The organism is Mucilaginibacter sp. P5_A6, assembly GCF_056400585.1.
The window spans coordinates 1-21,069 of record NZ_JBFUKZ010000028.1; the positions used below are offsets into that span (position 1 = coordinate 1).

The window sequence follows — 21,069 nt, forward strand, 5'->3', positions numbered from 1 at the left end:
GGGTTGGACTAACCTCTGGTGAATCTGTTATGGCGCCAGCTGTATTGCAGAGTAGCTACGTTGGGAATAGATAAGCGCTGAAAGCATCTAAGTGCGAAACTAGCCACAAGATGAGACTTCCATTGAGGGTCGTAGGAGACTACTACGTTGATAGGTCATAGGTATAAAGGTGGTGACATCATAGCCGAGTGATACTAATTGCCCGAAGCTTTCTCATAGCAGGTAATGAATGGTTCATTGGTTGACTGGTTCAGTAGTTCATTGGTAGCAATACTAATAAACGAATGAACAAGTGAACTAATGAACCGAGAAAAACTAATACTGTTGTTTTCTTTAATCAAGAACTTCTTTCAATAATATGTCATTGTTTAGCTGAAAGCTAAAGGCGTAAAGCCAAAAGCGAAGCAGCAAACAAACTAATGAATTGGCAAAGAAGCTTTATGCTTTGAGCCTTGAGCTTTCCGCTCAAAAGAAATTCAGGTGCCTATATCGGCGGTGTCTACCTCTTCCCATTCCGAACAGAGAAGTCAAGCCCGCCAGAGCCGATGGTACTGCGGTAAAACGTGGGAGAGTAGGTCGGTGCCCAATCTTAAATCAAGCCCTTGTCCGGAAACGGTCAAGGGCTTTTTTGTGCACCTTTGTTTTTTCGGGTAAAGTTAAAAGTCAAAATTCAAAAAAGGGGGCGATTAGCTTAGTGCCTTTACTTTTATGCTATAAATGACCAGAAAAGGGGGACTTTTAGGGTTATTTTGGATAGAAAAAGTGCAGAAAAGTGCAGAAATATCAAGGTTTGTGTGAGGATTATTAAGCATCCCTTTTTGATCCCTTAATCCACCATCCCGGCTACCTGCCGGGACCCTGAAATGCTCCGCTGGCTACCCTTTGGAACACCTTCCAGGTACTGACAAAGTAGTGTCACCACTTTGTGGAATGGCGGGTGGTATATTTGTAGGGTTCCTTGCACCCTTAACACTCCATAATCATGCAGCCACACAAAGCAGAATATCATCCAATCCCCTATATTAGTCCCTCTAAATAACCCCCAATGGAAAATACCGCCCTAAGCACTATGGAAGAAATAGTGAAAAAACAATTGGATGCTTACAATGCCCGTGATATTGATTTGTTTATGACTTACTGGGCCGATGATGCTTTGTATTATGAATTTCCGGATACCTTGTTAGCCAGCGGGGCGGCAGCCATCCGCGAACGGCATATTACCCGGTTTAAAGAACCCAATTTATTTGGCAAACTGATTAGCCGTACAGTGCTCAACAATAAGGTTGTGGACTTTGAGGTTGTTTCGCGCACTTTTGCGGATGGACCTGGGCATATTGATGCGCTTTGTATTTATGAAGTGGCAAATGATAAAATCGCGAAAGCCTGGTTTATTATGGGTTCGCCGGTTTTGGATGGGGAAGGGTAGCCAAAATAATATTACCCGGTTAAACTTAGTCTTTCGTCGAATTGATATTCCCTCCTTCAGGGTCTCGGGATTTTGCCACCCGCAATTGACGGATTGGTGGTGGCTTTAATTCAAATCAAAAAAACCTGCCGTTGCGGGCAGGTTTTTGCTTCAGTTATAGGACAGTTAAAAGTTAATTTATAGAGATGATCTTGTACAGGATCCAGTTATCGGTTTCGTAAGCACGTTTGTAGTTGATACCGCTGTTAACTTTCCTGATGAGGGGAATATATTTATCGTTGAGCTGTGTATAGCCTGTGAATGGATTTTTAGGCGTGGCAATAAGTATGTAGTCGGCGTAATGGTATGGGGTTTCTATGGCGCTTAAAAAAATGTTCTGGTAGGGCAGTGTTAACCTTTTAATATCAGTAGTAAATGCTGCAACAGGGTACGATACCGCATCATCCATCAGTATATGTGTATTTTGTGGCAGGCTGTTAATGTATGTAGCCATTTCTATCGTTTCGGCCTGATCGGTATTAGAGCCTCGGTTTATAAGGGTTGTGATGAAACTCTTCTCATCATGTATAAATGATCTGGACAGAAAAATGTACCCGGTATATAATTGCAGCAAAACTACAAATACGATGATAAGCTTAAACAGTTTTTGATTACGGACGGTTTTGGCTTTAAACACGAGGCATAATATGGCAAGAATAAGAAAGATGAGGTAGTACTCATAAGTAATAAACAGCTTATCGTACTTCATGTGCAAAAACTCCACAAATGCAAATGGCGTTAAAATGGTTAGCGCCTGGTAGGTGCTTTCTCTGAAAAGGTAAATACCCACCAAAATAAGCGGGCAAAAATAAATAACCCTTGCCGAAACCAATATGGAAACATCGGGCAGCCGGTAGTTGACGGCCGCGGTGGTCATATCGTAATTAAGCTTATCTACCAGTACATTCCAGGTGGCGTATGGACTTTCAATAAAGTAGTTGAGATCGCTGGCATGGGTTAAATTGAGCAGCTTATAACATATAACCGATGCTATTGGCAGTATAAACAGGATGATGTAAATAGCGGCCGTTTTACCCACAAGCTTACGGCGCAGCGATGGATTGTTGAAACTCAAAAACAACCTGAAGATGGACTCCTTTTCGCCAAGGTTTAAGCTTTGCAGGGTAATGGCCAATACCAGCGGGATAAAAAACAGGCAGATCCATATAAACTTATAATCGCAAAAAATTAATGTAACCAGCGAGATACTGGCCAGCGAAACGTGAAACGTAGTGTTTGACCGGTAAAACTTCAACAGGTTATAAAAGAACAGGAAAAAAAAGATAAGCACCAGGTAAATTGCCTTACCCGATGTAGCTACATAGAGCATCCCCGGATGAAAAAAGAACAATAACGCAACCATGCACAGGTAAAAGTCGTCGTCTTTTATACGGGAGTTCATTGCCGATGCAATAATGTAAAACAGAGCCGCCGTGCCTATTGCCGATGCTATTACCGGCGCCAGGAAAGTATTGATGGAGCTAAAAATGATGGCGCCATAAAAAGGTAAAAGCGGTGCTGTAAGGCCCATTATTTTTATGCGGTTGCCAAGGCCATCAAAAATGATTTTGGTTTTTTCGATGTAAAAAATGCTTTCCTGGTTATAGTAGCCCCAATGGTTCATATAAACACCCACCACCATATAATAAGCGGCAAGCATTACAGTTACTATAAACACAAATTGGTTTTTTGATATGATCATTTAACAACGTTTGTGGGGTTATTAACTTTACTTAAACCATGGTTTGTTTTTTCCCAATAAAACGGATTGGTTATTAACTGATATAAACCCATATATGCCGCCGCCGAATGCATTAACCAGTAAATAGGATTTGCAATGGCAAACAATATCAGTTCAAAATACCTGCGTTTAAATACGGCCATCATGTTTACGTATATCATCAGGATGTTGCCCACCATCAGGTTAAATATGGCCATAAACAAAACCCAATCCGGAAACAGGCTGCGGATGGTTGAAAAATCAAATACCAGATAACAAATAAAAATAGACAGTAACAGGGGATAAACCAAAAATGTGGCCGATGTGGCGCCAATAAAAAAATTAAAGCCCAGGAAACCTTTCCAGCCAATTTTTCTTACAAGGGCAGCCGGGTTGCGCATGTGGACCAGGTAGGTTTGCATATATCCCTTTATCCACCGGGACCGCTGGCGGATCCAGTTAAAGGGTTCGTTGTTGGCTTCCTCGTAAGTAGTAGAGTTGATGATGGCTACTTTATATCCTTTGGCATATGCACGTACGCCCAGGTCGGCATCTTCGGTTACATTAAACGGGTCCCAGGCGCCAAGCTCAATCAGCGCGTCCATTTTAAAGTGGTTACTGGTGCCACCCAGGGGGATGGGGATATCAAGGGTATCCAGTCCGGGCAGCATGTAATCAAACCAATAGGAATACTCAAGGGTAAACATGCGGGTAAGAAAGTTCTCGTTACGGTTAAAGTAGTTGAGCGCACTTTGGATGCAGATGTAATGCTCAGGCAATTTGGTAAACAGGGCTACCACCTTTTTTAGCTGATCTGTATCGGGAATGTCTTCGGCATCATAAATGGTTAAAAACGTTCCCCTTGAAAAATGCAGACCGTAGTTACAAGCCTTCGGTTTGGTTTTTGGCATGTGAAAAGGCACAACAATCACTTCAAAAACGCCCGGGAAATCAAGGTTCTGAACAGCTTTTAGTGTTTTATCATCATCCTCTTCAATCAGTAGTTTAATATCAAGCTGATCGCGCGGGTAATCTAAACTTTGCAGGTTCCAGATGAGTTTTTTGATCAGCTTATCCTCTTTGTAAACCGGTAAAAGTATGGTGTAGGGCGGCAAATCATCATTAACAACATTGCGTACCTCTTCTTTGGAAACCGCCTGGTGCAGCTCGAACCGCGAACCCACCAATGCCAGGAATAGCTTAAATATAATAGCCACCAGGAAAAACATGCTGATAGCCACGTTTATAGCGATGGATGTATTTTTAAAGTTTAATACCATCCCTATAGCAATGAAGGCCAGCAGGCTAAAAATGAAAACCAGTTGCGGGGTTGTAAAGGTGATGGATGCCGAACTTTTTGGGTCGCGCCTTAAAAGTTCGTATACCGATGCTTTAACATATTTTTCTCCGAGCAGCTTATGGCTTAACCAGGTGATGTCAAGGTCATAGGCTACAATAATTTCGGGTTCCATATCATAGTTGAACCTTATAAAATCCAAAAATAACTGGTTGGTTGGATCTGCCATGAGGGTTACCACCCGGTTGTTCTGTATCCGCAGCGGCAGGGCAAGATGGTCATTGGCGAATTTCAGTTCTACCTTTTTAAGCACTTCGGGGTCAAAAGCCTCATCCCTTATTTGTGCAAATTGATAACCGGCGTTACTTAATGAGCGGTCGTAGTTTTTGCGGGAGATGTAACCAAAGTTAAGGGCGATTTTAACGTATGACATCCCCGATCTATCCGAAAATTTTTTGATCTTTTCCTGATCGCCTGGTGATATAAACCTGTCGTTAACCAAAAGTTCAGGAATTGAAATACTCATTATTTATAATGTAAGTTACGTTTGGTTAGTATTAAGTAGTTAGTATCGGGTATCAAGTATCAAGTATCAAGTATCAAGTATCAAGTATCAAGTATCAAGTATCAAGTATCAAGTACAGGTGTAAAAATCTTGATACTTGATACTAACTACTTGATACTTTAAAAGGTTAATCGTTAAACAGATCCTGTGATTTTTGAACTTTTGACCGCACGTACAGGAACGATAATAATATCAATATCAATATGCCTAACAGAATGTAAAGATTATAGGTGTCCCAGAAACGGGTAAGGTCGCTTTTGGTATCAATATACTCCAGGTTTTCGCTTGATTTATTGATGTTAAACAAGTATTTGTTTGAGTTAACATCAGATATACATACGTTACTTGATAGTGTTGAAAGTTGCTCGGTAATTGATTTTGAAGCAGCCAGGAACGCTTCGGAAATGTGTTTTCCGGTTGCCGTAATAACCAGCGTGGCGTTATTGCTGCGCCCGTAAAATATCTGGGCCAGGCCGTTTGATACCGTATCTGATAATGAATATACCGGGGTATTGGTATCGGTATTGTATAGCCTAAAGTCTCTTTCGAACTGAATTGGCGCATCAGCGAACTCTTTTAATAGCTGGTCATCTTTTGATAACAGGGCGATAATGTTATATTTTTTAAGATCGGCTGATGGAATATCGCTCGAGTAAACAAACTCAGGGAAATTGTTGGCGTTAATGTTATTGTTTAGTTCATAAATGATCTCGCCCATTGCGCCGGCGGCATATTTTGCATAGTCCTTGGTAACAATTATGCGGGTAGTACCGGTATTAAATGCCTCCGGATACTGGTAAAAGCTCAGGTCGCTGGTTACAAAAGGGTTTTTTGATTCCAGGTATGATTTATCTACGTCAACCTCGGCAAAAAAGTTGGTAAAACTATCCTTGCAATGCCCGCTTGTTGGGTAAAACCTAAACTCGGCCTCAAGGGTGTTGTATTTATGGTGCTGGTAACGGTTAATGGTTATGGCTGTATTTAATTTGCCGGTTGCATCCAGCTTTTCGCTGCTGATGAGCAAGCCATTTAAATAGATGTTGAAGAAACCGCGGTCGCCCGGGCTTAAAGCGCTGTAATTGGCTATAAACCTTATCTCAACTTCTTTTGGCGTAAAGCTAAAGTCGCTGTTTTTAAAGGTATAAGCGCTTTTTAATGAACCTATGCCCGATAGGAAGTCGCCAACACCGCCAATTTGTTTTAATGAAAGCTTTGAACGGTTTTCATCAATTGTTTTCGAGAAGGTGTTTTGCGCTTTTTCAATCAACAGGTAATCGCCATAAGTTGAATTTAAAACATTCATGTTACCTAAAGCGGTGATGGCTTTTTCGTACCCTTTATCGTCGCCGCCGGTTACAAATAAAATTTCTTTAATAACATTTTCCTGTGATGCTACTTTAACAGGTACAAGTACGCCCCTGGATTCAACCATCCGGGTATTGGTATCGGTAACCAGGGTAATTGATTTGTGCAGGTAAAATAAACCCTGATCGCTTTGCGGCGATATTTTAATAAGATCGCGCGCTGCTGCCGGCAGTGATGATATATTGCCAACCCTGATGTAGTTTCGTACACTATCCGGAACATGAGATTCGTCATACACCATGATGTCTCTTGTTTGGGTCTTTTTCAGTCTTGAATAAGCCCATGCTACGGCTTTAAGGTCGTGCAGTGAAGGATTGGCGGGGTAAACGATCGCTTTTTTTGAATCGAAGCAATTGCTGATGTTTACGTTACTAAAAAAGCTTTTATTGCTGCGCACCAGCGACAGGTATGAATAATTTTTAACCTTTACCCACATGGCGGGGTTATCCAGGTCGCGGCACTCATCATCTGTTATAGTGAGGAGGGTTTTTATCTGTACTTTTAGGAATTTATCGTTCGACAGATCGGCCCTGGTTAAGTTAAGGGCTATTTTTTGGATAGAATCTTTGGTCATTCTGCCGCTATATGCCGGCTTATTATTAATAATAACGTTGATGAACGAGCGTTCTTTTAACAAAGCTTGTGATGGTTCAAAAAATAAAACCACTTTGCTGCCATTCATCTCGGTAAGCGGCGTGATCTTAAAATAAAATGAATTGGCGCCGCTCATGCCATATATTACGTCGTCATCATGGCCCAACGATTTAAAGGTTACCATGTTTTGTGCTCTTGATGCCGTGCTGAAGAGAAATAAAAAGGCTAAGAGGGATAAAAGTTTATTCATCTGGTTGTAAATAATTAATTTATAACGTAAAATTCTACTCTGAAATAATTACCATTCTCGTCACTGCGGTATGATAGTTCGCCGCCCATTTCCTGGGTCATGAGTTTGGCTATTGAAAGGCCAAGCCCCAGGCGGCTTTCGGTAACGCCCGATGTATCATTAAGTGTTTTTAATTTATTGAACATCATATCCAATTCATCCTGTCCAATAGCAATACCTTCGTCAATTAATTCAAATACAAAACGTTGGCGCTGAAGGCTGGTTACAACTTTTATAGTATTATTGGTTTGCGAAAATTTTATGGCATTTGATAACAGATTTTGAAATACCTGCCCTGCAAATACCTTATCGAGCCTTACATTAAGCGGCAGCTTTAAAATATTATCAATAAGGTGGATGTTTTTCATTTGGGCGGTTTCAAACAAGCCTTTAAAAACTTGCATAACCTCAATATTTATATCAAATATTTCCAGGTTAAATTTCATTTCCGGCGATTCGATCTCTTTAACATCCATCAGCTTATTAAGCATGTACTGCATCTTCTCGGTCGACTCGGTTATATAACCCACATATTCTTTTTGATCATTACTTAGCCGGTAATCTTCATCTTTTATCATGTTATTACTCATCACTATCGAGCCGATGAGGTTTTTAAGATCATGCCCCGCAATATTAATAAAGCTGTTCTTTTGCCCGTCCAGCTTACGTAATTGCTCATATTGCATATCAATAAGGTTGTTTTTCTCGTTGATAGAGGTGTTTTGCTGTTTTAGTTGGTCATTTGATTTTTCAATCATTAGCTGTGATTTAACATCGCGCTGCATTACCTTGTAACGGGTATTAGGAATAAGGCATGATATTACAGCAATAATAAAAAACAATTGCCCCCCATTGCTGATGGCGATATCAAGATTATATTCATGCTGCATATTAAAAAATATGGCAAGCAATAATATTGCTAATAAAAGCTGGATGATGGAGTTAACAGGCTCCCAAAACACCTGCAGGTTAAAAAATAATATTAGTGTGGCAAAAAGTGAATAATATATATTTAGATTTTGAACATTTACTATGTTACAAAGGAATGCCGATGTTACAGATAACAACAACATTGTAATATGAAGTAATATGCGATAATTATACTTTTTATATTGAATAAAGCTATGCAAAGCATAAATTATTAAGCATATAATTATACGCACAATAAAAAACTGGAGCCAAATATCCTCGGCATATATAAAATCAACTATGCTAAAAAGAGGGTAAAGAAATATAATAGTCCAAACAATATTATTGGTTTGATACCAGGCTTTTTTTGAGGTCTCTTTTATTAATTCTTCTTTTGTAATTTGAACAAACATTATTCGTTATCTTGAAATTATAAATTAAGGCCTATGCTGGTTGACTGTTTTAAACAAAATAGGTGGAGGAACAAAACAATATGTTTTACGAACATGTTAAGGCTTTTGTTAATATTATTATTTATTGCAACAGGTTGCCCAGTTACAAAAAGCAGTCCAAAAAACGGCAGCTTGCGTGCGTTGGCCTTTAAACGAGCATATGCCCTAAATAATGGTATCAGTTTTTCATGGCTGGAGCAAACCTGGAATAAAAACATACCCGGGCAGGGGGCAATCAAAGATGCCGATTTTTTGCTGTTAAAAAAGCTTGGTTTCAGGAGCATAAGGTTACCTGTAGCATTTACATTCTTCGAATCAGAACGCGTATCGTCTGAGCAAATACAGGGATACATTGATAAAGTAATTAAGCAATGTCATAGATACGGATTTAAATTGGTATTGGATTACCATTACGGGAAATTAACAGATACCAATTACAGTACCGAAACCCCTAAAATCATCAGTTTATGGCAAAAATTGGCTAAAAGGTATAAATATGCAAGTGCCGACGATGTTTTCTTTGAGTTGTATAACGAGCCGCCCCATATGAACCCCAATGTGTGGAAAGACGCAATATATAATATAGTAACTGCCGTACGCAAAGTTGATAAAACACGCACGTTTATTATTGGTGCTTCAAACTATAACAGCATATATGAGCTGAGCCGGTTTGTAAGACTTGCCGATGAGAACATTATTTACACATTTCACTTTTATGAACCTTTCTTTTTTACCCACCAGGGTGCAGCCTGGGTAGGCAACCAGGTTGCAACAACCGGGGTATCATTTCCTTATAGTGCGGAAAATTTTCCAGTGCTTAACCCGAAGGCTAAGGGCACGAGCGGCGAAATTAACTATGAATTGTATAAGCGCGATGGCAACGAACAGTCGGTAAACGATAAACTGCAGATAGTAAAGACCTGGGCTGTTAAGTATGATGTGCCGGTTATTTGCGGCGAGTATGGCGCCTATAATAAATATGCTGATATTGATAGCCGCTGCAGGTATATTAAGGCTGTAAGAACAGCGTTAAAAAAACTTCATATACCGGGTATGTTTTGGGATTATAACGACACGTTTTCTATATTTACAGGCAAGCCATCAATGGATAGTTTACCGGCCTGTATGAAAGACGCAATAGGTTATAAAGCCTTAAAATGATGTAACATTATTGTGCTTTAAATGTTACCTTTGAAGATTAATAATTTGTTATGGAATTTTTTGTAGAAAAGCGCAGGGAAGTAATGAGCCACATAGAAAAATTCATGCTCGAAAAGATGTATGATTTTTTAAAACCTGTTGACACGATATGGCAGCCATCAGATTTTTTGCCTGATTCTTCAAGAGATACTTTTTTTAACGAGATTAAAGAGTTACAGGAAAGCGCCCAGGGACTTAGCTATGATTTGATAGCGGTTTTAGTTGGTGATACAATTACCGAAGAAGCCCTGCCAACCTATGAATCATGGCTTACCATGGTTGATGGGGTATCAAAAGATGAAGCTGGTGGCTGGATGAAATGGACCCGCCACTGGACCGCCGAAGAGAACCGCCACGGCGATCTGCTAAACAAATACCTTTATCTTTCGGGTCGTGTTAATATGCGTATGATGGAGGTATCAACCCAGTATTTAATTGCCGATGGCTTTGATATTGGTACCGGAACCGACCCCTACCGCAACTTTATATATACCTCTTTCCAGGAACTGGCAACAAACGTATCGCACAGGCGCGTAGCATCACAGGCTAAAAAAGATGGTGATACCCTGCTATCAAAAATGTGTGGTGTAATTGCCGGTGATGAGGCCCGCCATGCTAAAGCGTACAAATACTTTATTGAAAAGATATTTGAAGTTGATCCTAACGAGGCTATGATAGCCTTTGAGGATATGATGCGTAAAAAAATTGTAATGCCGGCCCATTTCCTGCGCGAAGTTGGTTTAAAAATTGGCCAAACCTTTGGCCACTTTACCGATGCTGCCCAGCGTTTGGGTATCTACACGGCTATCGACTATGTGGATATACTGAAAGAACTGATAGAAGACTGGCATATTGAAAGTGTTACCGACCTTAACGAAAGCGGCGAAAAGGCCCGTGATTATATCATGAACCTGCCCGGCCGCCTGATACGTGTAGCCGACCGTATGAAAAACCCGATGCTTGAATATAAATTTAGCTGGATAAACGGGTAAGGCTCATTAAAAGATATTTAAGGAGAGACGCATGAAAATGCGTCTTTTTTGTTTAGCGTACTTTGGGTTTACATTAGCCTTCCCGCACCAGGTCGGTACCCCGGCTGCCGGCAACATCGGCAAACAATCTGTTCAGGATTGATTCAATTGTCAGCGAGTTTACATCATCTACATAATGCTCATTTCGGGTTATCCAAAGTTCGTTGCCATTGATGTGCAGGCTGAACAAAACACCTTCATACAAATCCGGCTGACTTATTTCAAGAACATCATCCTTCCCGCTTATGGTAAAGTTAATATCACTATGCCTGCACTCATGGAAAAGCGGGTTTAGCTTGTATTGCAGGATATTAAATAACTCATGAATATGAATGGGCGAGTGGAGTGTTATAATTTTCATGATAATACATTTGCATTGTTTAATATTACAAAGCAAATTTGTTATTGTTTGAGCCCCACCCAACCCTCCCCAGAGGAGAGGGCTTTGAAATGCCATTATGAAGGTATATATGGGGCAATTGTTAATAAATATCAATCTAAAAAAACAACAAGTCGCCCCTTCAGGGGGAGATTTAGAGGGGGCTTATATGAACTACAAATTACTTGGCCGCTCGGGCCTTAAAGTTTCTGAACTATGCCTGGGTACCATGGGTTTTGGTACCGAAGGAGGCTGGGGTGCCGATGCGGCAACCAGTTTTGCTATTATGGACGCCTACGCCAATGCCGGCGGCAACTTCCTGGATACCGCCAATATTTACAAACTGGGCACCAGCGAAAAGATCATTGGCGATTATATTGGTAACCATGACCGTGATTATTTTGTGCTGGCTACCAAATACACCCTAAAGGATAACATAACCAACCCTAATGCATCGGGCAATAACCGTAAAAACATGATGCGTAGTGTGGAGGAAAGTCTGAAGCGCTTGAAAACCGATTTTATTGATGTTTTGTACCTGCATATCTGGGATAATATTACCCCGATTGATGAAGTATTGCGCGCAATGGACGACCTGATTAAGCAAGGCAAAATAACTTATGCTGCCATAAGCGATACACCCGCCTGGGTGGTAGCCAAAGGGAACACCATTGCCGAGCTGATGGGCTGGAGCCAGTTTATTGCCTTACAGGTAGAGTACAGCCTGCTGGCCCGTACCGCCGAGCGTGAGCTGATACCAATGGCCAAACATTTTGGGATGACGGTTACGCCATGGGCTCCGCTTGCAGGTGGCGCGCTTACCGGTAAATATTTAAAAGGTGATAAAGGACGTATAAAACCCGAAAGCAACCGACTGAATGCCCGTGCGGAAAAGATTACAAAAGTAGTAATGGAAGTAGCCGCCGAACTTGGTGTATCCGAAAGCCACGTGGCGCTGAACTGGACCCGCCAGCAATATTTTTCCTGTATCCCGATTGTGGGCGCTACCAAAGTAGATCAGTTGCTGGATAATTTAAAAACCGTTGATGTTACTTTAAGCGCCGATCAGATGAAACGCCTGAGCGATGCCAGCGCTATTGAATTAGGTTTTCCCGGCGACTTTTTTAACGAGGAAGCTGTTAAGAATAATAGCTTCGGTGGATTTTATGATAGGGTGGAGAAGAGGTAGTGTTAAGTCAGCAGTACTAAGTCGTAAGTTATAAGCTGAACCTATCCTTTTTTGACTTCGAACTTAATACTTTCGGCTAAAGGCTAAAGCCAATTTAAGGCTGACACGACAGTAGTAGCTTCACACAACTTACCGGATGCCTTCGGAGTTAGTTGTCTTTGTTTCATGCCGCACATGGTGTTCATGGCGGCTGCCTTCATAATTATCCTTTTGGTGAAGCTTTTCCCTTTTACGGTTACGGCTAAAATACCGCCTTACCCGGCGAAAAATATGTTGGCTTTTTTGAATAAAACGGGAATCCCAATGGTCAAATTTTCCGGTTAATGCCATGGTGCCGAATATGATAAAGCCTCCTATCATTACAATAACAAATATGTGCAGTCCGGTTGTTAGGAATTCTATCATGGTATCAAACAAGGCAATCGCTATGCCAAATAGTTAAGGGGCTTTTTTTGAATGATAATATACTGGCAGGCCGCTACAAATAATTGGATCTGGCGCTTTAATCCTGGCGGGTCGAGTTGCTAAAACTGTTTTAAATAAACAGAGCTAACCAATTCGCCATACAGGATATTGGCAGGCTCATCAATGCTAAACCAGGGATCTTGCTGGTATTGAAGCAACTGGATGCTTTGGGCGGGCATATAGCTTTGCGCTAACAGGAACTTTTTATGGTGACCGGAATTCTCCACCACATTCATTACAATAAAACAATGCCCCGGCGATCCGCCTTTGATAAATACATCGCCTGTTTTTAGGCTGTTAGGGTTTTGAACAGTTTTAAGTTCCTTCTGCAGTGATAGTGTACCGGCATAACTGAACACCAGGGTCATATACCGGAGAAAGTTATCATAACCGTAATCTCTTTTTGCTTTCAGTACCCAGCGGTCATTATTGTAACGATAGCCATCGGCATAATGCACAAAATCGCAACGGAAGCCGCTGGTAAAGTTGAACGCTATATCCTGATATTTCTTTTGGCTGTACAGGTATTCGCCCCGCAGGCGCATTACAGCATCGGCACATTGCTGCAGGTCGGTTTTGCCAACGCTTATATCCAGTATCCCGGCGGTATAGGGTTCGGTACGGGCTAACTTACCCTGGTAGGTTAAACATTGCGAACCATAAGGTTTAAGTGGTAATGCCTGCAACCATGCCCCAAAACTACCGGGAATTACAGGGCTTTGCCTGTAACCTGCGGGTATTTTAAAACGGGTTACCACGTTATCCGTTTTTACCGGACCGGCCCTCAGCATTGAGGCTATTAGCATTAAGAAAACTTTCATAAGGTTTTGGCTTGTTTTAGTTGCCGATAGGGATTGAAAGGTACAGGTAAACCATCCACCAGCTTAAAGGCCGAAAAATGCAGATGCGTAGGAGATCGTTTTTTATAGGCGTTATAGCCGGTACGGCCGACTTCGGCAATTTTTTGGCCGGGTTTAACTTCGTCGCCGGGCTTTACAAAAATGTTGTTGTTGTGAGCGTAATAAGTAAAGAAACCATTCTTAAGGCCTTCGGCACTGCTTGCTCCATCTCTGGGATGATAAATCCAAATAAATTTGCCTCCGCGGAGGTTGCTATTAACATTCCAACTATCCGAACAAGCGACTACCCAGCCTTCTTTAATAGCCAGTACATCTGTCGGTTTTTTAGTGTGATCATCAATGCAATCCTGGTTTTTATCAATAATAAAAATGTCATGTGCAGGATGAGCGGTATGTTTATTGCCATCAAGGTAATGATAGCCTTTATCCGAGTAACCATCTCCGTTTCCGCCAATAGCGCTAATATTATAACCTCTTAATGGAAAAATCCACCGGATGGGGCCCTTTGGAATCGTTATCCTGTTTTTCATGGCTTCGAAAGTATACATGGCATAAAAAAGAGTATCAAACCGTTTAACAAACATCTCTTTTTTTATTCCTCCTTTTAAAACCGCTGAGTTAAGTGCATTAAAGCGTTTGAAGTAAAAATCCTTATCCTGGTGAAATAAATAGTCACGTTGAGCAGCTACCCTAAGTGTCATGATGATTAGCAATCCAGCAAGCAGTACAGTTTTGCGCATAAGGTTTATCCTGAAGAATTAATATAACTAAATATTCATCAGAATATTATCCTTCAATTTTAATATCGTATTTGGCCAGCAGGCCGGGCAAGCCATGAATAGAGAACATGGCTTTTTTAATCACGTTATCGTCCGGATCGATAGTGTAATTATAAGAGCTGCGCAAATCGGCGCCTTTCAATATCGTGCGGCTAAAGAACGCGCGGTTAAGGTTGCAGTTGATGAATTTAGCCTCGGTAAGGTCGGCTTCGGTAAGGTCGGTCTCGGTCATAGCGCAATCTGCGAAGCGGGCTTTTTTGTTCTTCTTTTTGTAAAAGATCGCATTATCAAGTATACAACTTTCAAAATGCACCTCGAACAAAAAATCGCGGGCTTTGCCAAAGTTTAGTCCACTGAGTTTGCAGTGTTTAAACAGGATGTTCTGGAAACCTGTATCGGCTGCGTCGGCAAGGGCCAGGTTACAGCCATCAAACACACAATCAATAAAAATTACACCGTTGAAGTTGGCATGTGAAAGATCGCAGGAGATGAATTTGCAGTTTTCATAAGTGCGGTTACGGCCGGTAAGCTGCGCAGCCGGGGTTTTGGTGAAGGTTTCGTCCTCGATATGTTGCATTTTGCAAGTATCAGGTATTTTTTAATATCAGGTATTAATATTTTGTTTTATTAAGATTTGCCCTGCGGCACAAACAGAACATTCCTGCTAAACAAAGTATAAAAGTTCTTGATACCTGATACTCACGACTTGATACTAATATCATTCCCGCGTAATAAAAGTCACAGCAGGCCAATCAAACGTAACTTTATTGCGTTAATTATATCGTAATAAAGATAAGCACTATAATTGTTCTATGAGTTTAGCAGGATCCCGCAAAAAAGAGAAAAAGTACATCAATGTTATACCTACCGACGAAGCCGGCTTTGACAAACTGATCCCTATTATGAGGGAGTACATGAACAACAAAGCCGAAAACTCGCCAAAAAAACAAATAGGGCCTTTTAAAACCGATATTGCTGTTTATAATACTCCGCCGGCAAGCGGCCTGCGTATTTCATGGGTGGGCCACTCCAGTATACTGATAGAGATTGATGGCAAACGCATACTTACCGACCCTGTTTGGGGCGAGCGGGCTTCTTTTTCCAGGTTCTTCGGACCTAAACGTTTTTTTAAGCCCGCCATCGCTTTAAATGATCTGCCGCCGCTTGATGCTGTGATCGTATCGCATGATCATTATGATCACCTGGATAAGGAAACTATTGAATTTTTTGCAGGTAAGTCTATACCGTTCTATTGTTCCACAGGTGTGGGGCCATACCTTGTGCAATGGGGAATATTGAAAAACTTTATTACCGAAATGGATTGGGGCGATAGCGTAATGATAGGCAATGATGTAGTGGTAACTTCGGCCCCCGCAAGGCATTTTTCGGGCAGGGGGATAGTTAACCGTAACGAAACCTTGTGGGCAAGCTTTGTAATAAAAGGACCAAAACATAATATCTACTTCGGGGCCGATTCGGGTTGGTCGCCAAGTTTTGCGGAGATTGGTGAGGCATTTGGCCCTTTTGATTTAACGATGCTGGAAGTTGGAGCCTATGGCAGGTTCTGGCCTGATATTCATATGGGGCCCGATCATGCTTCGAACGCCCACATCGCCCTTAAAGGCAACCTGATGATGCCGATACATTACGGCACCTTCAACCTGGCTCCCCATGCCTGGTACGAGCCGGTTGAACGATTGGAAAAAATGGCAAAAGACAAAAAAATAAGCCTTTTTGTACCCGAGCCAGGCAAACCAACCGAGGTTAAGGGAGCATATAATTCGGAGTGGTGGAAGAGGTTTATGTAAGCCCCCAATCCTGCCCGGAAGGAAGGGCTAAAAAAGTCTCCACGCCAACCGGCGGGGGAGATTTAGAAGGGATTTGTAACATTTCCCCTTTTCCTTATTCCAATAAAAAAGCCCTGTAACATGTCCCAATCCTATATTTTAGTTATTAACGGCAAACCCGAAGGCCCTTTCAGCATGGATGAGCTAAAGGCTAAAAAAATAAAGCCGGGCGATTTTGTGAAAACTCCGGAAATGGACGATTACAAGGAAGCGCAGGAAATTGCCGAATTAAGGGAGCTTTTGGGCTTTGCCAAACCAGCTTTGCTGATGCAATACTTCGGTAGTTTTGACCAGCGGCTGTTAGCCTCGTTTTTAGATTGGTTTATTGTTTTTGGCGTATTTGTGCTCGTCATTTTTGTGGTAGTAATTATATTTATGCAGGATAAAGAGAGCCGCATGATAGTGAGTTTTAGCTTATTGGCATGTGTGCCCTTTGCCAAGATCATTTACCATATTGTGATGGAAAGCTCTGCAAGCCAGGCCACATTTGGCAAGCAAATGCTCAAAATAAAAGTAGTGGATATGCACGGCGATCGCATTAGCGTAGGCAAAGCTATAGCCCGCAACCTGTGTAAAATATTTTCGGTATTGACATTTTTTATCGGTTACCTGTTCGCGTTTTTTAACAAGCAGCAGCAGTGCCTGCATGATATGATGGCCGGCACAGTGGTGATTAAGGAGAGGTTGTTTTGATTGCGGTTGATGCTTAAATTTGAAATTTATGACATAAAAGGCAATAGCATCTATATAAATTCTTAAAAATGGCCTACTAATTCCCAGGTTATTTTAATCAGATCTTATTTAAAATACCTTTTTGTGTGAAGAACCCTATATACAACAATCTTGTTTCCAATTTCTTTATAATGAATTCCATATGGGAACCGATATAAAGGAGCTATTCTTATTTCTCTGTATCTTACTTGAAATAATTGGGGGCTGCTCTCTATGAACTTTATAGTTGCAAAAAACTCCTTAAAGAAATTATCTGTAATAGCCGGTAATATTTTGTTGTAATAATCCTGAATATCTTCTAAATCTTTTTCTGCATTAAGTCTGAAAATAATCTCGTAGATCATTTGGGGAGAAACCGTTTTTTAATATTTTGAAACGAAACATATTCAACTTTTCCGCTTTCTTCCTCATCAAGCATTCCGTCAATCATTGCTTTATATTCATCAGTTAATTCCAGGTTCAAATGATGTTGATGCAACAAATCCTCATATTCGCTTATTGGAATAATGACAGCGGTTTTCTCGCCTTTATCGTTAGTAATGAATTGAGTTGTCATTAATCAAATTTAACAAATTTTGTTAATCATTACAATTATGTTAATGATAAGACCATCCATTAATTTATCATTTACATCCAAACAACTTATTCCTCAACATAATCGTTAAATTTGCATCTTATTAATTATCCGCTGCATGAATACTGATGCCGTTAAATTGCTGCAAGGCCGTTATTGTAATTCGCTAACCGAATATTCGCGTTTTGTTACCCGCGAGATAAACATTGGTGATGTGCCTATGGGCGGTAATAACCCTATCCGCATTCAAAGCATGACCACTACCGATACCATGGATACCATTGGTACCGTGGAGCAGTCTATCCGGATGGTGGATGCCGGTTGCGAATATGTACGCATCACCGCGCCCAGCATCAAAGAAGCAAAAAACCTGGCCGAAATTAAAAAGCAGCTTCGCGCCCGCGGGTATAATGTACCCCTGGTTGCTGATATTCATTTTACGCCTAACGCTGCCGAGGTAGCCGCCCGTATTGTTGAAAAGGTGCGTGTAAATCCCGGTAACTATGCCGATAAAAAGAAGTTCGACCAGATAGATTATACCGACCTGGAATACCAGGGCGAGCTCGACCGCATTTACCAGAAATTTGCGCCGTTGGTTAATATCTGTAAAGAATATGGTACTGCCATGCGCATTGGTACCAACCACGGCTCGCTGAGCGACAGGATCATGAGCCGTTACGGTGATACCCCGCAGGGTATGGTTGAATCGGCCATGGAGTTTATGCGGATGTGCGAGGCGCTGAATTACTATAACCTGGTGATCAGCATGAAATCCAGCAATCCGCAGGTAATGGTGCAGGCCTACCGCTTACTGGTAGAAACCATGGTTGCCGAAGGCATGAACTACCCGCTGCATCTTGGCGTAACCGAAGCCGGCGACGGCGAGGATGGTCGTATAAAATCTGCTGTTGGTATAGGCACTTTATTAGAAGATGGCCTGGGCGATACTGTCCGCGTTTCCCTAACCGAGGAACCCGAAGCCGAAGCACCGGTAGCTATTGAACTGGTGAAACGCTATTCTTTGAGAGCGGAAGAGGTTAAAGGCGAAAGGCAAAAGGTGAAAGGCAGTGAAGTAGAAGATAAGGAAAACCTTTCACCCTTCACCTTTCACCTTTCACCTTCTTATAGTCCTTACGAATATAAAAAACGCCATACCTATGAGGCCAATGCCTTCATCGGCGGGCATATGGTGCCGAGGGTAGTGATCGATCTATCTGCAAAAAATCTGAAGGATCCGTCTATTTTGGCAGATGCCGGGTATCTGTACGTTCCGCTATTGGATAAATACAATATGGCCGAGCAATCGGTTGATTTTGTTTACCTGGCAGATGAATTACCCTCGTTTACTTTTCCGGCTAATTTAAAACAGCTATATAACTACAATACCTGGCAAAAGCTTGCCGATAAAACCAATTGCCATCCGTTATTCACCCTAAAGGAATACATCGGGGCAACAGATCGTACATCGGCATTAAACCTGGTAAAAATATTGCCTGCGGATATTGACTCGGAAGAATTTGGCTCATTGCCTTTTGATAACTCCCTGGTATTTGTATTGGAAACAAACCAACTTCATGGCATGGCCGATCAGCGTGGTTTCTTTTTCAAATTGGAAGAGTTGGGATTAGATGTTCCGGTGATTGTGAAAAGAGGCTACAGCCCCACCCAACCCTCCCCGGAAGGGAGGGCCTTAAGATCTGAAGTCTCCCCAACCGGGGGAGATTTAGAGGGGGCTACTACTACCCTACAACTCTACGCTGCTACCGATTTAGGCGCTCTGCTGGTTGATGGTTTTGGCGATGGGATCTGGATTGATGCGCCCCAACTTCCTTCCAATGTGATCACATCCACTGCTTTTGGCATTTTGCAGGCCACCCGTTCACGCATCTCCAAAACCGAATATATCAGCTGCCCAAGCTGCGGACGTACTTTGTTCGATCTGATGATCACTACGCAGATGATCCGCAGTCGTACAAGTCACCTCAAAGGGTTAAAAATTGGTATTATGGGTTGTATTGTAAATGGTCCGGGCGAAATGGCTGATGCCGATTATGGTTATGTAGGCTCGGGTACTGATAAGATCACCCTTTACCGCGGTAAAGAAGCTGTAAAGAAAAACATTAGCGCCGCAAACGCCCTTGATGAACTGATTGGGATTATTAAGGAAGATGGTAACTGGATAGAGCAGGAATAGCCCGGCAAGCCATATTTATGAGCGACAAGATCACCGTTTCAACTATCCCTTTAACCCTTAAGCGGCACCTGGAACTGGCCGGCAATATCAACGCTGATTTTGGAATAATTAATGACGGCTGGAACCAGGATGATTTTGCTGTATTAACCAACGAGCCAGGTGTAAACCATGGCTTACCAATTAAAACCGATTATTACTCGGTTATTTTATGCCTTAGGGGCAGCTGTAAAAAAACAATCGGGCATTTTGTATTTGAAGTTTACACCAACTCTGTTCATTTGGTATCGCCCCAGTTTATTACCTCTTTTGAGGATGCTTCTCCCGACCTGCTTTTGTACCAGGTACTGTTTAAAAAAGAGTTTTTGATCAATAATTTTCTTAAAGAAAACATCCTGGATAATCTTTTGGAGGTAAATCCGGATTATCCGCCAATTTATGGCCTGTCGCAAAAAAGTTGCGCATCCTTAAAATCGCTTTACGAAAAAATAAGTGACGAGAGCCAGGAGCAAGGCGCTTTCCATTTGCAGATCCTTCGCCTGTTGTTAACAGATCTGCTGTACGAAATGAACCGGGCCTGTGAAAACTGTTTGCTGCACTCCACGCGTCACCTAAGTAAACAGTATCAATTGGTATACAAGTTTAAAAAATTGGTTGAAGATCAGTTTTTAACCCTAAAAACGGTGCAGGAATATGCCGATGCCCTATTCATCTCCAGTAAATATTTAACCGAAATTGTAAAAAGCGAAACCGGGCAAAACGCCTTGCATGTTATCCATAACCGCCTTTACCTTGAAGCGCAATACCTGTTATCTTCATCCGGTCTCAGCATTAAGGAAATTGCCGAACGACTTAACTTTGATAACAGCTCGCATTTCAGTCGTTTTTTTAAGCGCTTTGCCGGCAGCAATCCTTCGGAGTTTAAGCAACTCCAATAAAAAAATCTCCATTTATCTTTCCATGCCCCCGTTATGACTGTTGCCTGACGGTAATAATCATCAATCGGAAAAATTGGTTGTTAAAACCGATTTATTGAGATTGATGAGCCACGATATCGGCAGTACCTTTGACTTGTCAATCAATAACAAAGGTCATGAAAAAGCAAAACATAGAATCAATAAAAGGCAGGTTACTTCAACTTTACTTTGGAACTTTCCAGATTTTGA

General features: G+C 41.6%; 19 protein-coding genes and 2 rRNA genes. 10 read left to right on the forward strand and 11 right to left on the reverse strand.

Annotated features, from left to right (window positions below; genetic code table 11):
- The 3 genes from AC1DO4_RS23920 to AC1DO4_RS23930 form a co-directional block, all read left to right on the forward strand.
- Nucleotides 1–218 (forward strand): 23S ribosomal RNA (locus AC1DO4_RS23920); the annotation flags it as partial.
- Nucleotides 219–476: 258 nt separating this feature from the next.
- A 5S ribosomal RNA gene (gene rrf, locus AC1DO4_RS23925) occupies nucleotides 477–588 on the forward strand.
- Between the two features lie 457 nt (nucleotides 589–1,045).
- Nucleotides 1,046–1,426 carry a nuclear transport factor 2 family protein gene (locus tag AC1DO4_RS23930; RefSeq protein ID WP_477420084.1) on the forward strand — a complete coding sequence of 127 codons (381 nt, stop codon included), beginning with the start codon at nucleotides 1,046–1,048 and terminating at the stop codon, nucleotides 1,424–1,426.
- 172 nt (nucleotides 1,427–1,598) lie between these two features.
- Here the strand turns inward: AC1DO4_RS23930 and AC1DO4_RS23935 are convergent, their stop codons facing one another.
- The 4 genes from AC1DO4_RS23935 to AC1DO4_RS23950 all read right to left on the reverse strand — a co-directional run bounded on the left by AC1DO4_RS23935 (nucleotide 1,599) and on the right by AC1DO4_RS23950 (nucleotide 8,617).
- Nucleotides 1,599–3,167, reverse strand: a complete 1,569-nt coding sequence (locus AC1DO4_RS23935; RefSeq protein ID WP_477420085.1) for a hypothetical protein — start codon at nucleotides 3,165–3,167, stop codon at nucleotides 1,599–1,601.
- Nucleotides 3,164–5,008 carry a glycosyltransferase gene (locus tag AC1DO4_RS23940; protein WP_477420086.1) on the reverse strand — a complete coding sequence of 615 codons (1,845 nt, stop codon included), beginning with the start codon at nucleotides 5,006–5,008 and terminating at the stop codon, nucleotides 3,164–3,166. Before AC1DO4_RS23940 ends, AC1DO4_RS23935 begins: the two co-directional genes overlap by 4 nt.
- Nucleotides 5,009–5,174: 166 nt before the next feature.
- On the reverse strand, nucleotides 5,175–7,256 hold the full coding sequence (locus AC1DO4_RS23945; RefSeq protein WP_477420087.1) for a cellulose biosynthesis cyclic di-GMP-binding regulatory protein BcsB: 2,082 nt from the start codon (nucleotides 7,254–7,256) through the stop codon (nucleotides 5,175–5,177).
- A 14-nt stretch (nucleotides 7,257–7,270) separates the two neighbouring features.
- On the reverse strand, nucleotides 7,271–8,617 hold the full coding sequence (locus tag AC1DO4_RS23950; RefSeq protein WP_477420088.1) for a sensor histidine kinase: 1,347 nt from the start codon (nucleotides 8,615–8,617) through the stop codon (nucleotides 7,271–7,273).
- A 93-nt stretch (nucleotides 8,618–8,710) separates the two neighbouring features.
- Between AC1DO4_RS23950 and AC1DO4_RS23955 the strand changes: the two genes are divergently transcribed.
- Nucleotides 8,711–9,817: a glycoside hydrolase family 5 protein gene (locus tag AC1DO4_RS23955; protein ID WP_477420089.1), complete on the forward strand. Its 1,107-nt coding sequence runs from the start codon at nucleotides 8,711–8,713 to the stop codon at nucleotides 9,815–9,817.
- A gap of 50 nt (nucleotides 9,818–9,867) precedes the next feature.
- Nucleotides 9,868–10,848 carry an acyl-ACP desaturase gene (locus tag AC1DO4_RS23960; protein WP_477407660.1) on the forward strand — a complete coding sequence of 327 codons (981 nt, stop codon included), beginning with the start codon at nucleotides 9,868–9,870 and terminating at the stop codon, nucleotides 10,846–10,848.
- A 73-nt stretch (nucleotides 10,849–10,921) separates the two neighbouring features.
- On the opposite strand, the gene AC1DO4_RS23965 is transcribed toward AC1DO4_RS23960, so the two are convergent.
- Entirely contained in the window at nucleotides 10,922–11,248 is a 327-nt protein-coding gene (locus AC1DO4_RS23965; protein ID WP_477420090.1) for a hypothetical protein, read from the reverse strand.
- A 187-nt stretch (nucleotides 11,249–11,435) separates the two neighbouring features.
- Between AC1DO4_RS23965 and AC1DO4_RS23970 the strand changes: the two genes are divergently transcribed.
- Nucleotides 11,436–12,455, forward strand: a complete 1,020-nt coding sequence (locus AC1DO4_RS23970) for an aldo/keto reductase (RefSeq protein ID WP_477420091.1) — start codon at nucleotides 11,436–11,438, stop codon at nucleotides 12,453–12,455.
- Between the two features lie 129 nt (nucleotides 12,456–12,584).
- Here AC1DO4_RS23970 and AC1DO4_RS23975 read toward each other — a convergent pair whose 3' ends face one another.
- The 4 genes from AC1DO4_RS23975 to AC1DO4_RS23990 all read right to left on the reverse strand — a co-directional run bounded on the left by AC1DO4_RS23975 (nucleotide 12,585) and on the right by AC1DO4_RS23990 (nucleotide 15,136).
- On the reverse strand, nucleotides 12,585–12,860 hold the full coding sequence (locus AC1DO4_RS23975; protein ID WP_477420092.1) for a hypothetical protein: 276 nt from the start codon (nucleotides 12,858–12,860) through the stop codon (nucleotides 12,585–12,587).
- Between the two features lie 119 nt (nucleotides 12,861–12,979).
- On the reverse strand, nucleotides 12,980–13,741 hold the full coding sequence (locus AC1DO4_RS23980) for a DUF4846 domain-containing protein (protein ID WP_477420093.1): 762 nt from the start codon (nucleotides 13,739–13,741) through the stop codon (nucleotides 12,980–12,982).
- The gene (locus AC1DO4_RS23985; protein ID WP_477420094.1) at nucleotides 13,738–14,520 is read right to left on the reverse strand and encodes a M23 family metallopeptidase; all 783 of its coding nucleotides are present in this window, start codon (nucleotides 14,518–14,520) and stop codon (nucleotides 13,738–13,740) included. The genes AC1DO4_RS23980 and AC1DO4_RS23985 overlap by 4 nt, the downstream gene beginning before the upstream one ends.
- 46 nt (nucleotides 14,521–14,566) lie before the next feature.
- Nucleotides 14,567–15,136, reverse strand: a complete 570-nt coding sequence (locus AC1DO4_RS23990; RefSeq protein WP_477420095.1) for a pentapeptide repeat-containing protein — start codon at nucleotides 15,134–15,136, stop codon at nucleotides 14,567–14,569.
- Nucleotides 15,137–15,371: 235 nt separating this feature from the next.
- Between AC1DO4_RS23990 and AC1DO4_RS23995 the strand changes: the two genes are divergently transcribed.
- Together AC1DO4_RS23995 and AC1DO4_RS24000 are read left to right on the forward strand one after the other, a co-directional pair.
- Nucleotides 15,372–16,367 (forward strand): MBL fold metallo-hydrolase, encoded by a 996-nt coding sequence (locus AC1DO4_RS23995; RefSeq protein WP_477420096.1) that lies wholly within the window; start codon nucleotides 15,372–15,374, stop codon nucleotides 16,365–16,367.
- Nucleotides 16,368–16,487: 120 nt separating this feature from the next.
- Nucleotides 16,488–17,099, forward strand: coding sequence for an RDD family protein (locus AC1DO4_RS24000; protein WP_477420097.1), 612 nt, complete (start codon nucleotides 16,488–16,490; stop codon nucleotides 17,097–17,099).
- Between the two features lie 104 nt (nucleotides 17,100–17,203).
- On the opposite strand, the gene AC1DO4_RS24005 is transcribed toward AC1DO4_RS24000, so the two are convergent.
- Together AC1DO4_RS24005 and AC1DO4_RS24010 are read right to left on the reverse strand one after the other, a co-directional pair.
- Nucleotides 17,204–17,482, reverse strand: a complete 279-nt coding sequence (locus AC1DO4_RS24005; protein WP_477420098.1) for a type II toxin-antitoxin system RelE/ParE family toxin — start codon at nucleotides 17,480–17,482, stop codon at nucleotides 17,204–17,206.
- The gene (locus AC1DO4_RS24010) at nucleotides 17,479–17,694 is read right to left on the reverse strand and encodes a hypothetical protein (protein WP_477405965.1); all 216 of its coding nucleotides are present in this window, start codon (nucleotides 17,692–17,694) and stop codon (nucleotides 17,479–17,481) included. The genes AC1DO4_RS24005 and AC1DO4_RS24010 overlap by 4 nt, the downstream gene beginning before the upstream one ends.
- 136 nt (nucleotides 17,695–17,830) lie before the next feature.
- Between AC1DO4_RS24010 and ispG the strand changes: the two genes are divergently transcribed.
- Nucleotides 17,831–19,906: a (E)-4-hydroxy-3-methylbut-2-enyl-diphosphate synthase gene (gene ispG / locus AC1DO4_RS24015; RefSeq protein ID WP_477420099.1), complete on the forward strand. Its 2,076-nt coding sequence runs from the start codon at nucleotides 17,831–17,833 to the stop codon at nucleotides 19,904–19,906.
- Between the two features lie 17 nt (nucleotides 19,907–19,923).
- On the forward strand, nucleotides 19,924–20,841 hold the full coding sequence (locus AC1DO4_RS24020) for a helix-turn-helix domain-containing protein (RefSeq protein WP_477420100.1): 918 nt from the start codon (nucleotides 19,924–19,926) through the stop codon (nucleotides 20,839–20,841).
- Nucleotides 20,842–21,069: the final 228 nt, after the last annotated feature.

Excerpts from the sequence above, each read along its gene's own strand:
- AC1DO4_RS23930 (WP_477420084.1), top strand. The coding sequence starts at position 1,046 with ATGGAAAATACCGCCCTAAGCACTATGGAAGAAATAGTGAAAAAACAA.
- AC1DO4_RS23935 (WP_477420085.1), bottom strand. The coding sequence starts at position 3,167 with ATGATCATATCAAAAAACCAATTTGTGTTTATAGTAACTGTAATGCTT.
- AC1DO4_RS23940 (WP_477420086.1), bottom strand. The coding sequence starts at position 5,008 with ATGAGTATTTCAATTCCTGAACTTTTGGTTAACGACAGGTTTATATCA.
- AC1DO4_RS23945 (WP_477420087.1), bottom strand. The coding sequence starts at position 7,256 with ATGAATAAACTTTTATCCCTCTTAGCCTTTTTATTTCTCTTCAGCACG.
- AC1DO4_RS23950 (WP_477420088.1), bottom strand. The coding sequence starts at position 8,617 with ATGTTTGTTCAAATTACAAAAGAAGAATTAATAAAAGAGACCTCAAAA.
- AC1DO4_RS23955 (WP_477420089.1), top strand. The coding sequence starts at position 8,711 with ATGTTAAGGCTTTTGTTAATATTATTATTTATTGCAACAGGTTGCCCA.
- AC1DO4_RS23960 (WP_477407660.1), top strand. The coding sequence starts at position 9,868 with ATGGAATTTTTTGTAGAAAAGCGCAGGGAAGTAATGAGCCACATAGAA.
- AC1DO4_RS23965 (WP_477420090.1), bottom strand. The coding sequence starts at position 11,248 with ATGAAAATTATAACACTCCACTCGCCCATTCATATTCATGAGTTATTT.
- AC1DO4_RS23970 (WP_477420091.1), top strand. The coding sequence starts at position 11,436 with ATGAACTACAAATTACTTGGCCGCTCGGGCCTTAAAGTTTCTGAACTA.
- AC1DO4_RS23975 (WP_477420092.1), bottom strand. The coding sequence starts at position 12,860 with ATGATAGAATTCCTAACAACCGGACTGCACATATTTGTTATTGTAATG.
- AC1DO4_RS23980 (WP_477420093.1), bottom strand. The coding sequence starts at position 13,741 with ATGAAAGTTTTCTTAATGCTAATAGCCTCAATGCTGAGGGCCGGTCCG.
- AC1DO4_RS23985 (WP_477420094.1), bottom strand. The coding sequence starts at position 14,520 with ATGCGCAAAACTGTACTGCTTGCTGGATTGCTAATCATCATGACACTT.
- AC1DO4_RS23990 (WP_477420095.1), bottom strand. The coding sequence starts at position 15,136 with ATGCAACATATCGAGGACGAAACCTTCACCAAAACCCCGGCTGCGCAG.
- AC1DO4_RS23995 (WP_477420096.1), top strand. The coding sequence starts at position 15,372 with ATGAGTTTAGCAGGATCCCGCAAAAAAGAGAAAAAGTACATCAATGTT.
- AC1DO4_RS24000 (WP_477420097.1), top strand. The coding sequence starts at position 16,488 with ATGTCCCAATCCTATATTTTAGTTATTAACGGCAAACCCGAAGGCCCT.
- AC1DO4_RS24005 (WP_477420098.1), bottom strand. The coding sequence starts at position 17,482 with ATGATCTACGAGATTATTTTCAGACTTAATGCAGAAAAAGATTTAGAA.
- AC1DO4_RS24010 (WP_477405965.1), bottom strand. The coding sequence starts at position 17,694 with ATGACAACTCAATTCATTACTAACGATAAAGGCGAGAAAACCGCTGTC.
- ispG (WP_477420099.1), top strand. The coding sequence starts at position 17,831 with ATGAATACTGATGCCGTTAAATTGCTGCAAGGCCGTTATTGTAATTCG.
- AC1DO4_RS24020 (WP_477420100.1), top strand. The coding sequence starts at position 19,924 with ATGAGCGACAAGATCACCGTTTCAACTATCCCTTTAACCCTTAAGCGG.